This window comes from Sphaerisporangium sp. NPDC049002 (assembly GCF_040649355.1).
In the GTDB taxonomy this organism is placed as follows: domain Bacteria; phylum Actinomycetota; class Actinomycetes; order Streptosporangiales; family Streptosporangiaceae; genus Sphaerisporangium.
Genome location: NZ_JBEZFH010000003.1, coordinates 82186 through 100328 on the forward strand (window position 1 = coordinate 82186; position 18143 = coordinate 100328).

Consider the following 18143-nt stretch of genomic DNA (forward strand, 5'->3'; position numbering starts at 1 on the left):
GGTGGGCGGGGCCGGGGTCCGCTCAGAGCCCTTCGGGGGGCCGGCGTGCGAAGGGGTCCCCGGTATGGATCTGCTGGAGGAACGACGGCCGTACCGTCTTGAGTTCTCCTCTGCGCTTGCCTCGTCACCTTCCGTAAGGCACACTAGGGAGTGCCGCACCCCCGGTGGGTGTTGGAAGTGAGGCCGGGCCTCCCGATGGAATCGGGCGTCCGGCCTTCGCGCTGTCTGCCCTCAGTCGAGGCAGATCACGTGAACCTGCTCGGTCAGAAGATCGAAGCAGCCTGTGCGTTCATCCAGCCACCAAGTGGTGGCCCCTACGACGCTGTCGGCAGCCCAGAGAAGCGGTTCTTCGTAAGAGGACTGCCACGAGACCGCCATGTTCTTCGACAGTCCGTGCGTTTTGCGGGCAGCCATGAGGAGCAAGAGGTCCAGGTGGTCCTGGCCGGGAGAGCGACTCTCGACGATGACTGTCGAGACCGCCATCCCATCCAGTTCGACCAGCAATCTCTGCAGACACCTCCGGCGCGCTCGTTCGGTTCGGGTGTCCTTCCCGTAGAGGTGAACCGCGACGATGCCGCGTATCGGCATGTCCGCCAGCCTCTCGCTGATCGCGAGTTGCCGTGCGGAGGATTCCTCTCTCCAATGCAGGCGGGTGTTCTTGCCCAGGCGGAGCGACCTCAGAACTGCCCGGATGTCGTCGTGATCGGTGGAGTCCACGATGACGGCTGCCAGGGCGTAGACGCCGCAGTCGTCGGGGCGGCGACGGAGGCTCTCGTCGATGTACGCGGTAAGCACCGGGTAAGGTTATCGTCACTTAAAGTAAAAGAAGCTCGAATGCAACGGAGATTCCGAACACGGATTCGGGTTATAGGCGGACAAAGTAAGGCGCTAGCCGCACAACTTCATGGGAGGGCGGCGTGAAGCCGACGCTGGCGGCTGAGGAGTTACAGCGGAATCTGACGCAGTTCCTCACGACCACGTTCGCCCTTGCCGAAAAGCCCGTACGCGAGGCGCTCGAACGGTTTCTCACCCATCCTGAGCAGGGCATCTTCCGCGGGCCGTACCTGCGGATCCGTACGCCGTTCCGGGCCGCCGAGGAGGGCTGGCGGGACGCCCTCGGGTGGGCGCCGCAGGACTTCATGCCGTACCGGCACCAGGCCAGGGCCTTCCAGAGGCTCAGTTCGCTGAACAAGGCCCCCCAGCCGACGCTGATCACCACAGGTACCGGCTCGGGCAAGACCGAGTCCTTCCTGCTCCCGGTGCTGGACCACTGCCGGCGCGAGCGGGCCGAGCAGAGGCCCGGCGTCAAGGCCGTACTGCTGTACCCGATGAACGCCCTGGCCACCGACCAGGCCCATCGGATGAACGAGTACCTGCGGCAGCCCGACCTCCAGCGGGTCACCGCCGCGCTCTACATCGGCGACACCCCCGAGGTCGGCTACCAGCGGGTGATGACCCAACGCGCGGAGATCCGCAGGAACCCGCCCGACATCCTCATCACCAACTACAAAATGCTGGACCTGCTGCTCCAGCGCGCCGACGACCTCCCCCTCTGGGACGACGCCTGCATCGCGTACGTCGTGGTCGACGAGTTCCACACCTACGACGGCGCGCAGGGCACCGATGTCGCCATGCTGCTGCGCCGCCTCGCCGCCGCCACCGGCCATTCGACGGTTTCCGGCCAGGGGGAGGGGAGGCCGCTGGGGGCCGAGCGTGCCATGGTCTCCGAGGTGGAGAATCGGCTTGGTAAGGCGGGCATCATCGCCGCGTCCATCGGACCCGAGGGACCGAAGCTGTACGACGCGGTCCACATCGGGACGATGCACCGGTTCAAGGGGCTGGAATACCAGCGGATGATCATCGCGGGGGTCGCCGAAGGGCTTGTGCCCTCACATCGGGTCGCTCAGTACGAGCGAGGTGATGCGTTGCGCTATCGGCGTGAGCTCCAGCGGGCCCGCTCCCTGCTGTTCGTCGCGTGCACGCGGGCGCGGGATTCGCTGGTGATCTCCTGGAACGGCCGGCGCAGCAGGTTCCTGCCGTGAAGACGATCGCCGAGCGCTACCAACTGTCCCAGCCCATCGCGCGAGGGGGCATGGGTCAGGTATGGCTGGGATCTGACCTGCGACTCAACCGGCCCGTCGCGGTCAAACTGATCCACGAGGACGACCTGGCCGACAGGAAGGAGGCGGTACGGCGCTTCTATCGCGAGGCGCGGATCACCGCCCGCCTGCGGCACCCCGGCGTGCCCGTCGTGTACGACTTCGGGAGCGACGAGGGCCGGCTGTTCCTGGCCATGGAGTACCTCGACGGCCACACGGTCGCGCACCTGATCGACGAGCACTCGCCTTTGCCCATTCCCTGGGTGGCGCTTATCAAGGCGCAGGTCTGCGCTGTGCTGGCCGCCGCGCATGGCGCAGACCTGATCCACCGGGACGTCAAGCCTGGCAACCTGGTCATGCTCCCGGATGCGACAGTGAAGGTGATCGACTTCGGGGTGGCGACGGCGCTGACCGGAGAGGAGTTCTCCAGGATCACCCAGTCAGGCGCGGTACCCGGCACAGCCCGCTACATGGCCCCGGAGTTGCTGGACGGTGCCTCGGCGAGCCGCTTCAGCGACCTGTACACCGTGGGGTGCCTGCTGTATGAGCTGCTGACCGGTTTACGCCCCTTCGCCGCGTCCGACCTGATGGCCGAGATCTACCGCAGCCGCAGCGAAACACCGCCACCTCTGGGCCGCTCCGACGTCCCCAGGGAACTCCATGATCTGACATTCCACCTGCTCGCCAAGTCGCCCGGAGAACGCCCGCAAAGCGCGGAGTCCGTCTTCTCCACTCTCCTTCCTCTAGTTCAATCCCCGCCACCGCTCCCAGGCTTGATCGACAAGGACCTGTCCACCCACCCGACCCACATGTACGCCGCGACGCTTCGGCAGTAAGTACAAGACCATAGAGGGATTGTCGGCAGCAACGGTGACCTATAAGGGTTCTGAAAGTCCGCACCGATCCGATCAGGAGTGCGATCCTGCCTATTCCGTGAGTACCCCGGCTCGCCGCAGTCTCGATGAAGTACGCCATGAGACATATTCCTGATATGTGAGGTATGTGTGAGTGGTATTGATTTGTCGTACCTGGCGACTTGTAGCGCGCCGGAGTCGGTGGATAGGGATGGGTTTTCTGTGCAATCCGTTTACGTGCCAGGCTCGTTTGTGCAAAGATCGTTTGCCTTGTTCGGGTAGTGGCATTGCGAAGGGGTCGGTGTGAAAGCCAACGAGACGACGCTGCGAGGGATCATCGCTGGCGAGCAGCAACTGCTGGTGCCCCTCTACCAGCGGCCGTACTCCTGGGAACGCGGGCAGTTGTCCACCCTATGGCGGGACATCGAACTCCAGGCGGACCGAATCGAGCAAGGTAAGGAGAACAGCCACTTTCTCGGCTCGGTGGTCCTCGCTCCCGGCCCCAACAACTCGCCAGGGAACCCGGAGTGGCTGGTGGTGGACGGCCAGCAGCGGCTGACGACCTTGATGGTCGCCCTCTGCGCTCTACGTGATCATCAGGCCGCCGAAGATCCAGTGCATCGGGAGCGGATCAACGAGACCCATCTGATCAACAGATTTCGTCCCGGTGACACTCGCTACCGGCTGCTGCCCACCCAGGCGGATCGGCAGGCGTACAAAGACTGCGTCGAAGGTCAGCCTTTCGGTGCCACAAGGAGCCTCGTCGCGCCCGCCTACCAGTTCTTCCGTACCAAGCTCGTCGAGGTCGACGACCCGGCGGACCCGCACGACATCGCGCGTATCGAGAGCGTCGTGCTCAACCGGCTGAACCTCGTGCAGATCGTCGTAGAGGGCGATGACAACGCCTTCCGGATCTTCGAGTCCATCAACAACACAGGCATGCAGCTCAGCCAGGTCGACCTCATCCGCAACTACGTCTTCATGCACTTGCCCACCAAGGGTCAGTTCGTCTACGACACCTACTGGTTGCCCATGCAGGAGAAGCTGGGCTCCAAGGGGATGGACCAGCTGATGTACCTGGCGCTGATCCTCGACCGGGGCGACGAGGCCCAGTACAACGACACCTATCGCGGTCATCAGGAGTTGCTCCACTCCGTGACCATGGACAAGAAGCACGTGGAGGACCGAGTCGAGGCGTACGTCAAAGATCTCGCACGCCGGTCCCGCTACCTCCAGCGGATTCTGGCGCCGACCGGCGAGTCGGAGATCGACGCGCGCCTGCGGTTCCTGAACGAGTGGAAAGGCAATACCGCCTACCCCGTCATCATGCGGTTGCTGGAGCTCCACGAGAGTGGCGAGGCCACTGAGGACGAGGTGATCGAGGCGCAGCGTTACATTGAGAGCTTCCTGGTCCGCCGTCTCATCGGGGGAGTCACCACCGGCAATCTCAACAAGATCTTCATGCGTCTGACCCCGGAGCTGACCGGCGAAGACCCGGTGGCCGACGTCGTGCGTACCGGCCTGTCACCGGCTCGTCTGTACTGGTCGTCCGACGAGCAGTTCCGTACCGACATCGGGAGCCGGGCGTTCTACTGGCAGGGGCGCACCGCCCAGCAGAAACTCGTGCTTCGAAGGCTGGAGGAGTCCTACGGCGGGAAGGAACCGGTCGAGCTCTCCGATAAGAAGATCACCATCGAACATGTGCTGCCACAGAGCCCGACCGCAGAGTGGCGGGACCAACTCGCCGCCGACGGGGATGCCGACCGGATTCACAAGGAGCTCGTCCACACCCTCGGCAACCTCACTCTCAGCGGCTACAACTCCGAGCTGAGCAACATGCCGTTCGCGAAGAAGCGTGAATTCCTCGGCCAAAGTGGTCTGGTCATGAACCAGCGGATCGCCAAGCATGAGCGGTGGGGCAAGGCGGAGATCCAGTCCCGTGCCGACGAGCTTGCCTCGCGGGCCATAGGGATCTGGCCGAGTCCGCTGGACCTTGGCCCGGTTGGTCCCTCGCGTGACTGGACACTGTTGCACTCCGCGCTCGCGGCACTGCCGGCGGGCACCTGGACGACGTATGGAGATCTGGCGGAGCTGATCGGATCACATGCCGTGCCCGTCGGTGTGCACCTCTCCACTTCGAGTGTGCTCAACGCTCACCGGGTGCTTACCGCGAACGGGCAGGTCTCCACAGGATTCCACTGGGCGGACGAGAACGACGACCGCGACGTGCACGAGGTGCTCCGTGCCGAGGGGATCAGGCTGGACGAGGCCGACCGCGCGGATCCCGCCCAGCGGATCTCGGCCCGGGAGCTGGCAGAGCTGCTGGAGCTTCCAGGGGCGGTGGATCTCAGTGAGGCGGCGCTCGCGGCCGATGAGGACTTCTCCCAAGTCGGGGAGCATGAACAGCGCTTCTTCCAGCAATTGGGCGAGGCCAAAGGGCCGCAAGCGGCAGGTGCGGTCTCCCGCCTCCTGGAGTGGTGGCGCGGCCGCGGTGGCGAAGTGCAGTTCGGACGGTCGGCAGGAGCGTCGGCGGCGCCCTTCATCAGAATCGGCAGCGAGATCCTTCCCATCGTCCGCTTCTATTCCAAGACGGTCGAGGTGCCGTTCGCCACGCACAAGAAGCGCGTCCCGTTCAACGATCCCGTCCTGCGGGACGAGCTGCGCCGGAGAGTGAACGAGGCCCCCGGTGTCGACCTGCCCGCGGCGAAGCTGGAGCTGTACCCCTCGTTCGACATCGCCTTGATGGCGAACGATGCCGTCTGGGACGTGGTGGTCTCCTCACTCGACTGGTTCGTGACCCGCGCCAAGGGGTGATGGACTCCGAATAGGCGCGGGCACGGACACAGAGGTCTACAGAGCTGGTGTGTCGGTCTGTCGACGACGTGACCAGCCCTCCCCGCCGTTCAAGGCCAGGGGGCTCTGGGCCGACTCCAGTTCGCGCGGCGGCACCGCGCTGTGGCGTCTGCGGGGCAGGAAACGCCCTCAGGGCGAGTGGGAGGAGGAGCGCCGTGTCTCCTAGGTGGTCGCCGGTGGGGGCAGTGGCGCGATTTCTCGTTCGTGGTAGGCGATCAGGTCTTCCGCCTGGTCGTACAGGCGGATGAGCGCGTCCAGGCACGGCCCGATCACCTGGGGATCGCTCACCCTGCGCGCCCCGGTGTGTCCGCCGGCCGCGTCGTAGAGCACTTCGTAGCAGAGTGAGCGAGAGAAGATCACAAGTTCCGGCACCGGGGAGTTCCGCTCGAAGTCGCGTACGGCGCCCGCGGGGAGGACTCTGACCTGTTCACCCGTCGACACCCGTATCGCCAACCCGTTGATCTCCCACTGCAGGTAGGGCGTGATCGGGGTCTCGACGATGCGCAGCCGGCGGAACTCGGCATGGGTGGCGTACTGCTCCTCCAGCGGTGGGCGCCAGTCTTCGAGCAGTTCCATGGAGCGTTTCCAGTCGCCGTGCATCATGGCCTGCCAGCTTTCGACGTCGGGTTCGTGGAACTCCTGGGCTCGCTCCAGCTTCCAGACGGTGTCGCTCGCGGCGGCGTAGACCTTGTCGAACTCCTCCTGGTATTCGGCGACGGGAAGGACCTCGCCTCCGGCGGTCCGAAGGTGGTGGAACGGGTCCAAGACTCCTCCGATTTTGGTCGGTGTCGCGGTCGGTGTCACTTTCGTTGCGCGGTCGCCAGGCGCGAGATGGTGACGGCGCGCCGGACTCGCCGGCCGTGCCGTCGCCACCAGGCTCTCGCCCAGAGCGACTGGAAGAACAGGATGACGAGCAGGGTCACCAGCGCGTCGGCGAGCCGGGCGGGACCAGGCTGATGGGAAAGCGTTTCGAGCGCCCGGGTCAGCAGGGCCAGGGTGGCGGGAAGGGTGATGAGGAGCGCGATCGACAGGCATCCCGCCGTCCCCAGCACGACCAGGGACGTGTACCAGCGCAGCGCGCGGCGTTCCGCCACGGGCAGAGCGGCGAGGGGGTTCGGCCGCCGGCGGCCCGAGACGAGATGGAGCAGGTAGGCGCCCGCGTCCCTGTACATGTTCCGGCAGCCGGTGAGGTCCTGCAGAACGAAGTACAGGTCGGTGCGCATGAACACCAGGAACTGGGTCGCCACCATCGTCAGTGCCGTCAGTATGACGACCGTCAGGAGGGGGTGCCCGCCGGTGGCGGCCGTCAGGACCAGGCAGACCGCGCACACCGCGCAGTCCACGGCCATGCCGGCCAGGTACACCGTCATCCGGATCCGGCGTTCGGCCAGCCAGATGCCCGAGACGTCCGTCTGCGCCGCGAGGAACTGCAGGCGGGTCCCGAGCCGGATGCGCCCCGGAACCCCCGCGGCCCGCGCGGTCGAAAGGTGGGCCAGCTCGTGAACGAGGATGAGGGTCCAGCCCACCGCGATCTGGGTCAGCAGTACGGCCGTTCCATTGCTGCTCCACAGCAGATCTCGCCAGCCGGGCATGAGCCCCGGACGGAGGAGGAGTGTGGCCGCGCCGGCCAGGATGACCAACGCCACGGCCAGGTGAAGGCGTGGGCTGAGGGCCCACCGCACGTGCCGGGCCGTGAGGCGCGGCAGCGTGGGGGGAAGCGGCACCGGGGAGCCGGTCGCGCGGCCGTCGACCGCGGCGACCAGGCCCGCTTCGGTCAGCCCGGCGACGAAGCCCGCGACGTCGAGCCGTGCGCCGGTGTCCTCGAAGAGGCGGCGCTCGGTCTCCTCGACTGATCCGTACTCCTGAAGCAACTGGATCGCCCGTAGCCCCGCGGACGGTACGGCCACGAAGTCACCGGAATCGACACGGCCGACGATCCACTCGTCCCTGTCGCGGCGGAATCCAACCTCATGAAGTTCTACCAAGGTCATGCCGGCGGCGTTCCTCTACATGCGAGTGACCGGTAGGCGGAAACGCGCCTCGCCTACCGGTCAGCGCGTGATCAGTTGGAGTTGCCAGAGCTGTCAGCGGTGGTTTCGATCTTGTCGAGCCGGCGGATGGTGATCGTCACCTTCGCCTCACCCTCGTCCTCGGAGGGCTGGATCTCGCTCTCTGCGTGAGACATGGTGCGCCTTCCGTTAGAGAAGCTCCTGCGGACCCCCAGATCATCCAGGCCCTTGAGGGCGTGGTCAAGGTTTGTCGGATGGCCCTGTCCGGGCGCGACACACCGGGCATCCCTCGCGCGCGGGATGGCGGATGTCGATGAGCTGGTCGGGCGCGATCAGATTCATGCCGCAGACGCGTCCCGGCGGGATGGCGGGAACACCGGTGAGCTGTGTGATCACCGCGTGGGCCACCAAATGCCCGGAGATTCCCGCCGAGGTGGCGATCACCCCTGGCCCACCCAGGTCGACGGGGGTTCCCGGGCGACGCCTGGCCTGCTCGCCCGCACTGACGCACTCGTAACACGGTCCGCCCGGTCCGTACACCCCCACCGTCACCAGCGGACCGCTGTAGCCGCCACCCGCCCAGGGGATACCCGCCCTGGCGCACGCCCGGTTGGCCCAGACGCGCAGGCCGTGGCCGCGAGGTTCGTCGGCGCAGAGCGCGAGCATGTCGGCGCCGGCGAGGAGTCCCGCGAGCTCCTCCTGGCTCGTGACCCGCCTGCGGTCACCGGTGATCGTCACATCGGAGTTGATCCCGCGTAGCCGGCGCACGGCCAGGTCCGCCTTGGCCTGGCCGACGTCCGCCTCGCCGTAGAGGACCTGACGGCTGAGGTTCGACAGCTCCACCACATCGGGGTCCACGCAGTGCAACCGGCCGACGCCCGCGGCGGCGAGCGCCCACGCCGCGTGGCTGCCCGTGCCACCCAGCCCGAGCACCACCACCCTGGCGTTCCTCAGCCTGAGCTGCGTCTCCCAGCCGTGCTCGCGGGGGATCAGGTCGATGCGCCGGAAGAAGGCGTGATTCCTGCTGTAGCGGTCGAGCTCTCGGGGGCTGAGATCGCCTGGGGGCGCCGCCGCCGCGTCTTCGAGATAGCCGGAACCGATGAGCTGGGCGACCACCGACTCGGCCTGCCCCGTGGACAGTTCGGGGAAGGCTCCGCCCAGGCGCGACACGATCTCCTCCACCGGGCGGGTCCCGTCCATGAGCGAGAGTGCCGTCCACACCCATCCGCTCGGATCGTCGATCTCGGCGGCGAGCCCGTAGACCTCACCGCCGACCCGGACGGTGCCATCCGGATACCGGTGCGGACGATGCTCCGGCTTCACCCGGGGACGACGCAAGGACACCACCTCCATCCCAGAAGGATCAAGCTTGTCTGAACCGCCCCCGTTTCGGCCGGGTAATTCGTCTTCTGATCGATGATCAGCCTACGAGCCTGAGTGTCCAGCGGCGGGAGGGGTCGGTGTCGCAGGTGAACTGGAGGGCCGTGACGTTGTTGGCGGTGCTGACTCCGCCCGCGATGGTGAGGCACTTGCCGGTCTGGACGTTTCTGATCTGGTAGAGGCCCGTCCCGGTGACGTCGGTGAGCCTCCAGCGGCGGGAGGGGTCGGTGTCGCAGGTGAACTGGAGGGCCGTGACGTTGTTGGCGGTGCTGACTCCGCCCGCGATGGTGAGGCACTTGCCTGTTTGCACGTTCGTGAGCATGAACGTGTTGGTCGGCCCGAGATTCGTGCGTGCCGCGGTTTTCGAGAGCGCTGCCGTATCCGCGCTGGCGGGGGAGGCGGCGGACACGCCCAGCGCGGCGACGGCGAAAGCGGCGGCGATGCTGAGCAGGGGGCGGATGGAACGGTCCATGTGATGCTCCTCGTGTCGCGCTGTTCCCGGTTCGTCCCGGACAGGCGGATTGGTATACGGCTTAGCGAGCGTGCCTGCAATGCCTACGGTCGCCGAGAACAGCGGAGCGCACATGAGTAGGCCCCTACTCAAGCGAGAAAAGGCCGATGCCGCTCCACACGTCGGTCCGACCGTACTCGGGCAGAGAGGGGTCCGGGCTCAAGCGCGAGTCCGTCGTTCGTCGGCCATGGAGAGTACGTGGTGATTGATCCGGCTCTGCGTTTACGCGAGTCGGACCTACCGGCGGCGGCTTACGGGGCCTGTCCACCATTCGGAAACCGGACCGGAGCGCCGCCACCGACTGGTGGGTCCGTTAAGTCGCCGCTAAGTCGCTGCGAAGTACCACTGGGCACTCTTCTGGAGAACCGAGAGATCAGCGGAAATGCCCGATTACCCGGATGGATCGGGCGGATCCCCGGCTGCTCGGGTCACAGGTCCCGGCCATCCCCGGACGACTCGTGTCCGGGAAGATTTCGACGGAGGAACATCCCATGAAGCTGTCCAGATCGGCTGCCGCAGGAGCGGCGGCACTCGCCGTCGCCGGCCTGGTCTGCACCGCGCCGTCCGCATCGGCCGCCGACACGCAGTGGCGGCACGCCTTCCAGGTCTCCCCCGGTGCGACCGTGACGGCCACCCAGACGTGCCCCGCGGGCGCCCCCTATCTCGTGCGGACCGGATTCCGCGCGGAGTACGGCACCGGCGTGGCGGTGACGAAGCAGATCCGGCGGGACGCCGCCGCCGACGGCTGGGTGGTGACCGCGACGAACACCGGCACCGAGGAGGCGACGGTGACGGCCGCCTACAGCTGTTCGACGACCGCGACGACGTACCCGAGGTGGAACAACGCCTGGGTGAGGTCGACCGATACGAACCCGCTCAACACCTCGATCGGCTGCCCGTCGGGCTACCCGTACTTCGACACGGGTACGGCCGTTCAGGGCGACACCAAGGTGTTCAACTACGTGACGCCCGACTTCGAAGCCGTGGCCGGCGTCCCTCACGTGACCCCGATCGGATTCCCGCAGAAGATCGAACTGACGTTCCGCAGCAGTTATCCGATCACGACCCACCCGTCTGTGATCGAGTGGATCAGGTTCGACTGGGTGTGCTCGAGGTAGCCGGGCTTGGCCGCCCGCCCGGCCGGCTTTCACCCTCCTATATGCCGACGGGAGGAGTGAACCCTATGCTGCTCTGGACATGGTGCGCTTGCGGGTTCTGGGGCGGTTCTCGGCCGAGGTGGCAGGGCGTCCGGTAGATCTGGGCCCACCGCTCCAGCGGGCGGTGATCGCGAGACTGGTGTGCGCCGGCGGGCACGTGGTCTCGACGGACCGGTTCCTCGACGATCTGTGGCAGGGCCGGCCCCCGCCGAAGGCTCTGGGCGCGTTGCAGGTCTACGTATCCAACCTGCGCCGCGTCCTGGAGCCGGACCGGGCACCGCGGACCCCGGCCACCGTACTGGTGAGCGCCCCGCCCGGATACCTGCTGCAGCTCGACACCGACGCCGTCGACGCGTGGCGGTTCCCCCGGCTCATGAACGCGGCGGTGGCCTTCCTCAACGACGGAGAGCCGGCCAAGGCGCTGCACACGGTCGACACCGCCCTGTCGCTCTGGAGAGGCCCCGCCTTCGCCGAGTTCGCCGACGAGGACTGGGCGGCTCCCGAGGCGTCCCGTCTGGCAGCGCTGAGGGTCATGGCGGTCGAGTACCGCGCGGAAGCGGGACTCGCGCTCGGCTGCCACGCGGTGATCGTGCCCGAGCTGGAACGGCATGTCGCGGCACACCCGCTGCGCGAGAACGCGGTGCGGCTTCTCGCGCTCGCCTACTACCGCTCGGGGCGGCAGGCCGAGGCCCTGGCGGCGCTGCGCACGACCCGGGCCATGCTCGCCGACGAGCTGGGAGTGGACCTCGGGCCCGCCTTGCGGGGTCTCGAAGTCGACATCCTCACGCACAGCGACGCCCTGGGCGTGCCGGAGGCCGGCTCTGCTCCTGCCCGCCTCGCCGCGCCACCGGCCGCGCCGCCGTCTCAGATGATCGGCCGTACGGTGGAGCTCGGCCGCCTGGCGTCCGCCGCCGGGGAGGCCGAGCGCGGGCTCCGGGTGGCATGGCTCGGCGGAGATCCTGGAGCCGGCAAGAGCACGCTGGCCGACGCGCTGCTGCGGCGGCTCGGCGACGAGGGCTGGCAGGTCGCGGTCGGCCGGTGCCCGGAGACCCTCGGCGGGGTGCCACCCGCGTGGGCGTGGCGCGAGGTCCTCCGCAGCCTGTTCGTCGTACAACCCCCGTCCCGTGAGCTCGAAGCACGGCTCGAGCCCCTGTTGACGGCGGACTCTCCCCAGGTCGGCCAGTTCTGGCTGGCCCAGGCCGTGGGGGACTACCTGGAGACCGCGCCGGGACCGCTGCTGCTCGTGCTCGAGGATGTGCACCGCGCCGATGACGCGACTCTCCAGCTGCTGCGTCACCTGGCTGCCAGGCTGGCGGACATCCCGGTGCTGGTGCTCCTCACGCATCGGCCCGCCGAAGCCAGCGACGACCTGGTCGCGGCCAGGGCCGCCCTGGCCGTCCAGGCCGCGGAGGACGTGACGCTGCAGGGACTCGGCGAGGACGACGTCCACCGCCTGCTGCTGGAACGGTCCGGCATGGAGGTGGACGCCGACACCACCCGGACGGTCACCGAACGAACCGGCGGCAACCCCCTGTTCGTGGCCGAGACCGCCCGGCTGCTCGCCACCGAGGGAGCGTCGGCGGTTCACTCGCTGCCGCCCGGCGTCCGCGATCTCATCCGCAGGCGGATCGCCCGCCTCCCGGCGACCGCGCAGACCACCCTGCGTGACTCCGCCGTGATGGGCCGGGACGCCGACGTCGACGTGCTGGTGGCCGTCCAGGACGCCGACGAGGAGACCGTGCTGGCGGGCCTGGAGGCAGGCGTGCTCGCCGGGCTGCTCACCGAGCCGAGCCCCGGCCGGGTCCGCTTCACGCACGTCCTGGTCCGCGAGACCCTCTACGAGGACATCTCCCGGCTGCGTCGCACCCGGCTGCACGCGCGCGTCCTCGCCGCGCTGGAGCGGGTGCGGCCGGGCGACGTCGGCGCGCTCGGCTACCACGCGCTGGCCGCCGCCACGGCGGCCACGGCAGGTGCGGCCGCCGAGTACGCGGGAAGAGCGGCGGCCCAGGCGTCCGGCGTCTACGCCCACCGGGAGGCGGTGACCCTGCTGGAGGGCGCCCTTGACGCCCTCGACCTCGGAACCGAGCCCGTGGACGACATCCGGCTGGATCTGCTGTGCCGTCTGGTCTCCGCGCGGGCGAGCGCGGGCGACCTGATGCGGGCGGCGACCGACCGCCGGCAGGCGCTGGCCGTCGCCCGCAGGCTCGGCGACCCCGCCGCGATCGCCCGCGCCGCGGTGGCCAACGACGCGCCCGCCATCTGGATCTCGCAGACCGACCTCACCGGGGACGCCGACCTGGTGGACGCGATCCGGAGCTGCCTGCCCGCCGCGACGGGCGAGCTACGGTGCCGGCTGCTGGCCGCCCTGGCCCAGGAGTCGGTGGGCCATGACGACGAGCTCACAGAGAGCGCGAGCGCCGAAGCCGTCGAGATCGCCCGTGCCGTCGGCGACCCCCGGTTGCTGTGCCTGGCGCTCAACGCGCGCTACTGGGTGGCGTTCGTGCCCGGCCACCCAGACGAACTGGAGGAACTCGGGCAGGAGCTGCTGGCGGTCTCCGCCCGCGGCGGCCTGCTCGGCTACCAGACGCTCGGGCACTACGCTCTGTGCAATGTCGCGCTCGGCCGCAACGACTGGGCCTCGGCCCAGCGGCACGCCGGACGGGCGGTGGAATACTCCACGAGCGGCCAGCTCGGCCTCGCCCTGGTGGCCATCGCGCACCTCGACGCCCTCCGCCTCCTGCTGGACGGCGAGTTCGAGCGGGCCGAGGCGGCCTACACGGCCCTTGCCGACCGGATGGGCGAGGCCGGAGGATCGAACGCCGCCATCTACGGCGGCATGAGCAGATTCGCGGCACGCCTCGCGTGCGGCCGGGCCCACGAGTCGGTGGCCGAGTTCGCCGCCACGCACCATCGCGTGCCAGGGGCGATCGACGAGTTCTACGTCAGCGCGCTGGTCGCCGCCGGGCGCCTGGACGACGCCCGGTCCGCCTGGCCGGCGCACCGCGCACCAAGACGGGACATCTTCCTGCGGATCAACCTGGCGCTCCGCGCGGGCAACGCGATGGCCCTGGCGTGCCGCGAGGTGGCCGAGGAGTGCTACCGCCTGCTCCTGCCGGCCGAGGGAGAGATGATCGGCCTGCAGACCGTCTCGATGACGCTCGGCCCGGCCGGCCTCACCCTCGGGCGGCTGGCCGAGTTCCTGGGCGACCCCGCCCGGGCCGCGGACCACTACGCCACGGCCGCCGACGTCGCGAGGCGGCTCGGCTCACCACACTGGCAGGACCAGGCCGGCCAGGCACTCGCCGCGGTCCGGCCCTGACGGCGGGCACAGGCGTGGTTCGATCGTGCGAGGCCGGTGCCGGGTCAGCCGGGGGTCTGGGCGGTTTCCAGTTTGTGGATGATCGGGGTGAGGAGGGCGTTGAGCTCTCGGGCCAGGGCGGCGACCGCCAGGCGTGCGGTGTCCGGGAGGGCCTCTGAAGGTCCGTCGGGGGCGGGTGGCAGCGCGTCGAGGGGGATGGGCGCGTCGATGAGCAGGGTGCTCCGCAGGAAGGGGATGCGGGTGAGGTCCTGGTCAGTGGGCTCCAGGTACTGGCCGAAGGACTGCGGCCACTCGCGCCAGCCGCGGTCGCGCCACCATTCGCGGGAGGCGGTGAGCTGGGCGGGCAGCGGTGACACCAGCAGGACGTGGGCGGTCAGCGTGCCGTCCCAGGGATTGCGGTCGCAGGCGGCGGACAGGACGCGCCGGTGCCGGCGCACGTACGGCGGAGAGGGCGTGATGGCGAGCCGCCAGGCGGCGCAGGCGAAGGTGACCGGCGCGATGTCGCCCCACGAGCCCTCGAACGCCGCGACGTTGCGCCGTACGTGCTCGGCGTAGTGGCTCGACCCGTCGGCCGCGAGCTCACGATCGTGGCCGTGGTCGATCCAGAAGGCATCGTGCTCGCCCATGCGTTCCTCTCCCCGACGTGGTTCCGCCGCCAGTCAACGCGACATCGCCGTCCCGCGCGCGGGGTCTCTCCCAGAGCCGACAGGATGTGCCCTCTTGGGCTGTCATGTCGCGCGCCGTCCCGTTACCGGTCAGTGCCCGCACGCGATCCGGTCCCGTGTGGCCTTTTCGGCGGAGAACCTGAAATCTCGGTTCGATCAATCGTTTCTCCTCGACGGCCGCGTTGATGTACAACGGTCTGGCAGAACGGATCAGCCTGGCGAGGGGTTTCCGGGTTCAGAGGTCGAGTGGCTCGCGAACGCGGCGTGTGCGCTTCGCAGTGATATATCGGGTAAAAGCGTGCTGCGTGCGGCCCATGGCTTTATCCCCTCCCCATTCAAGGGCGTCCGGAATCAGTGTTTATGGATCACCCTCTTAGGGTGAACCCGCGGTGGCGCGGGCGAGTGGAGGCCAGGGTCTCCGGCGCGGGAGTGTGGTGTGTGACCGGCGGTGGCTTCGGGGTGGGCGAGCATCCGATCGACTTCCTGGCGCACCATCAGCGCAGGGGAGAGGCGGGGGCGCCGGAGGACTTCGAGCAGATGCTCGGGTTGCTCGTCTCGGCGGTGACCGGGCAGGAGGCCACCCTGGTCCGGGCGAATCCCGGCGACTGGGGCATCGATGTGCTCGTCGGAGACCTGAACGGCGGCATCTCGATCTGGCAGTGCAAGTACTTCGTCAAGGGCTTCGGGGAGTCCCAGAAGAAGCAGGTGAGAGAGTCCTTCGACTCGGCGATGCGGTCGGCGGGAAAGGAGGGCCACACCGTGGAGCGGTGGGTGCTGTGCGTTCCGTGCGGCATGGACGCTCCGACCCTGAAGTGGTGGCACGGCTGGCGGTCGCGTCAGCAGGCGGCCCACCGCGTCACGATCGAACTCTGGGACGAGAACGTGTTGCGCCGCCACCTCGGCCGCCCCGAGGCCGCGGTCGTCCGGCGTGCCTACTACGACCTGTACCGGCCCGTGGAATTGGACGACTCGCCGCCGGTTCCCCTCGCGACTCCGGTCCCGTCGGCAGGGGACGCCGACTGGCGTGGCGGTGAGGAGCTCCGCTTCGGCGGCGACTGCTTTCTCCTGCACGACGAGCCTACCCAGAAGTTCAGCCCGGACCGGTCATGGGTCGGGCGGGAGGCGGTGGCCGATCGGATCGAGCCGGTTTCCGCCCGGGTACGGTTACGCCAAATCGCGATATTTCGGGGTACGTCCGGTGCGCGGGCTGCCAGGGAGGCCTTACGCGCTCAGGCCGAACTGCTCACCACCATGTCAGGCGCACACCGGCTGCCCCGGCTGCTCGCCGTCCATGAGAGCCCGCAAGCCATCACGACGGCCTCCGAGCTACCGGCCGGTCCGACCTGGCGCGAGGCGTTCGGCCCGGGCGCCGTACCGCTCGATCGCCTCACCGTCGCCGCGGTCCTGGCCGCGGCCGCGCGGCTGTGTGAGCCGCTGGCCGAGCTCCATCGGCGCGGTCACAGCCACCGCGTGCTCGGTCCCGATGCGATCGTCATGGCCGGCCGGTCCTACGAGCCGGCACTCAGGGACATCGGGCTGGCGGCCTGGCCGCCGCTGCCGGGCGAGGGGCCCGACGGGTACCGCGCTCCCGAGCAGGTGCGCGTGGGCCCGCACGTTCCGGCCCCGGGCAGCCACACCGACGTCTACCAGCTCGCCGCGATCGTCTATCACACCGTGACCGGGTACCCGCCCGCGCCGGGCGGCTCCCCACCGGTACGCGCGACCATGCGCGGGTTCCCGTCCTCGCTCGACGACCTGCTCGCACGCGCCCTCGACCCGGATCCCCGGCGTCGCCCCGAGCGGATACGCGGCCTCGGCACGGCTCTGTCGCGAGCGCGGCAGGAGCTTTCCCAGGGAGGGCTCGCGTGACGGCACTGCCGGTGTTCCTGCCCGGTCCGGTGGCGGTGATCCCTTCGGAGAAGGTGTACGCGCAACTGGCCCCGGCCGCGCATCCGCTCCAACTGGTCGAGGAGATGACCCGCCTGGCCAGGGCGGGCGCGCTGCCCGCCCGGATGGAGGAGAACCCGAACCGTCTCGCCGTCTACACCGACACGCACGTCGCCCGGCTCTACGTGACCCAGTTCGGCGACGCCTACCGCCTCGGCAGCGCGGCCCCTCGCGGCTTCAAGGACGAGGAGCGTCTGCTGCGTGGCGCCATGCTGCTGAACTGCGCCGCCGGCTGGCGCGCGTTCCACCAGGTGCGTGACGTACCGCGCGGGACCATGTCGGCCCACTGGGGCTTGCTGCGGCAGGCATGGGCACAGGTGGGCCGTCCCGAGCGTCCTGTTGAGCGGCTGCCACCGCACCACACCGCGTACCTGGACCTGATGGCGCGGGTCATCGAGGCGGGGCGGGACATCGAGGTCGCCCGGCAGCATGCCGCGCCTCCCATTCACTACCGGCGCAGGGAGAGCGCCCGCGAGGAGCGCTACTCCGCCCGGGGCGTCTACACCTTCCGCCTCGCCCGCCCCGCCCCGCTGGCGACCGGCGCGGTGGTCTACCTCGCCGACCAGCCCGACCTGCGAGGCAGGGTGACAAGGGCCAAGGATCTGGACGTGGTCGTCCGGTTCGAGTCGACGATCGACTACGGCCGGATCCCCGCCCAGGGCGCCCTGATGGTGATGCCCAGCGACCGCGTCTTCCGGGCGCAGGCGGACGCCGTGGAGACCCTGCGTCAGGGGGAGGCGGCGAACCGGCGGCTACTCGGCCAGCTCGTCGAGCGGCGTCTCGCCCCGTACCAGGTCAACCCGCACGACAGGCCACGCGGGACGCTTGACCCGGACAGCCAGCTGGTGGCCTTCCAGCGGGCGCTCGCCGTACCCGACCTGCTGCTCATCCTGGGGCCGCCGGGCACGGGCAAGACGAGGACGATCAGCGAGATCGCGGCCGCCTGCACCTCGCGCGGCGAGCGCGTGCTGGTCACCTCGCACACCAACCGCGCTGTCGACAACGTGCTTGAGCAGCTGCCCGAGTACATCCGGGCCGTACGGGTGGGCAACGAGGACGCCATGACCGGCCGTGCCCGCGGCCTCATGGTGGACAACCACGTCGCCGTGTTGCGGGACCAGATCCTCGCCGGCACCGAGGGGACGGTCTCGCGTCTCGCCGCGTTCACGGGCGAAGGGGAGGTGGCCGACCGGTGGATGGCGTACCTCACGGACTCCCTGGCGGACGCTCGTACGGCCGAGCACGACGCCTCGGGGCGACGTCGTTGTCGCTCAAGGTCAGCATGTGCTCGACGAGCGCGTACACCGGCGGTGACTCGACTCTGGCGATCTCCGTGGCGGTCGCGGCCG

At 68.9% G+C, this 18143-nt stretch carries 14 protein-coding genes; 7 read left to right on the forward strand and 7 right to left on the reverse strand.

All coding sequences use genetic code 11. The features are described from left to right. Window positions 1-231: 231 nt before the first annotated feature. Entirely contained in the window at window positions 232-795 is a 564-nt protein-coding gene (locus AB0B89_RS01525) for a hypothetical protein (protein WP_358546474.1), read from the reverse strand. Between the two features lie 122 nt (window positions 796-917). Between AB0B89_RS01525 and AB0B89_RS01530 the strand changes: the two genes are divergently transcribed. From AB0B89_RS01530 to AB0B89_RS01540, 3 genes are all read left to right on the forward strand, one after another. Then, on the forward strand, window positions 918-2042 hold the full coding sequence (locus tag AB0B89_RS01530) for a DEAD/DEAH box helicase (RefSeq protein WP_358546477.1): 1125 nt from the start codon (window positions 918-920) through the stop codon (window positions 2040-2042). Beyond that, complete coding sequence (locus AB0B89_RS01535; RefSeq protein WP_358546480.1) at window positions 2039-2935, forward strand: serine/threonine-protein kinase; 897 nt, start codon at window positions 2039-2041, stop codon at window positions 2933-2935. Before AB0B89_RS01530 ends, AB0B89_RS01535 begins: the two co-directional genes overlap by 4 nt. Before the next feature lie 321 nt (window positions 2936-3256). Next, window positions 3257-5767, forward strand: coding sequence for a DUF262 domain-containing protein (locus AB0B89_RS01540; RefSeq protein ID WP_358546483.1), 2511 nt, complete (start codon window positions 3257-3259; stop codon window positions 5765-5767). A 201-nt stretch (window positions 5768-5968) separates the two neighbouring features. On the opposite strand, the gene AB0B89_RS01545 is transcribed toward AB0B89_RS01540, so the two are convergent. The 5 genes from AB0B89_RS01545 to AB0B89_RS01565 all read right to left on the reverse strand — a co-directional run bounded on the left by AB0B89_RS01545 (window position 5969) and on the right by AB0B89_RS01565 (window position 9667). Beyond that, a complete protein-coding gene (locus AB0B89_RS01545) occupies window positions 5969-6571 on the reverse strand; it encodes a DUF6879 family protein (RefSeq protein WP_358546486.1) in 603 nt (200 codons plus the stop codon). A 35-nt stretch (window positions 6572-6606) separates the two neighbouring features. Then, complete coding sequence (locus AB0B89_RS01550; protein ID WP_358546489.1) at window positions 6607-7797, reverse strand: hypothetical protein; 1191 nt, start codon at window positions 7795-7797, stop codon at window positions 6607-6609. Between the two features lie 71 nt (window positions 7798-7868). Continuing rightward, the gene (locus tag AB0B89_RS01555) at window positions 7869-7991 is read right to left on the reverse strand and encodes a hypothetical protein (RefSeq protein WP_358546492.1); all 123 of its coding nucleotides are present in this window, start codon (window positions 7989-7991) and stop codon (window positions 7869-7871) included. 64 nt (window positions 7992-8055) lie between these two features. Continuing rightward, window positions 8056-9168 carry a ThiF family adenylyltransferase gene (locus AB0B89_RS01560; protein ID WP_358546495.1) on the reverse strand — a complete coding sequence of 371 codons (1113 nt, stop codon included), beginning with the start codon at window positions 9166-9168 and terminating at the stop codon, window positions 8056-8058. Between the two features lie 67 nt (window positions 9169-9235). Further along, entirely contained in the window at window positions 9236-9667 is a 432-nt protein-coding gene (locus AB0B89_RS01565; RefSeq protein WP_358546498.1) for an RICIN domain-containing protein, read from the reverse strand. Window positions 9668-10197: 530 nt separating this feature from the next. Here AB0B89_RS01565 and AB0B89_RS01570 point away from each other — a divergent pair. Next, window positions 10198-10824, forward strand: coding sequence for a hypothetical protein (locus AB0B89_RS01570; protein ID WP_358546501.1), 627 nt, complete (start codon window positions 10198-10200; stop codon window positions 10822-10824). Window positions 10825-10903: 79 nt separating this feature from the next. Further along, window positions 10904-14182, forward strand: a complete 3279-nt coding sequence (locus AB0B89_RS01575; RefSeq protein WP_358546504.1) for a BTAD domain-containing putative transcriptional regulator — start codon at window positions 10904-10906, stop codon at window positions 14180-14182. Window positions 14183-14226: 44 nt separating this feature from the next. On the opposite strand, the gene AB0B89_RS01580 is transcribed toward AB0B89_RS01575, so the two are convergent. Beyond that, window positions 14227-14808: a hypothetical protein gene (locus tag AB0B89_RS01580; protein WP_358546507.1), complete on the reverse strand. Its 582-nt coding sequence runs from the start codon at window positions 14806-14808 to the stop codon at window positions 14227-14229. 417 nt (window positions 14809-15225) lie between these two features. Between AB0B89_RS01580 and AB0B89_RS01585 the strand changes: the two genes are divergently transcribed. Continuing rightward, complete coding sequence (locus AB0B89_RS01585; protein ID WP_358546509.1) at window positions 15226-16716, forward strand: hypothetical protein; 1491 nt, start codon at window positions 15226-15228, stop codon at window positions 16714-16716. Continuing rightward, window positions 16713-18143 (forward strand): AAA domain-containing protein (locus AB0B89_RS01590; protein WP_358546512.1); only part of this gene is annotated, 1431 nt, incomplete at its 3' end. The genes AB0B89_RS01585 and AB0B89_RS01590, both read left to right, overlap by 4 nt.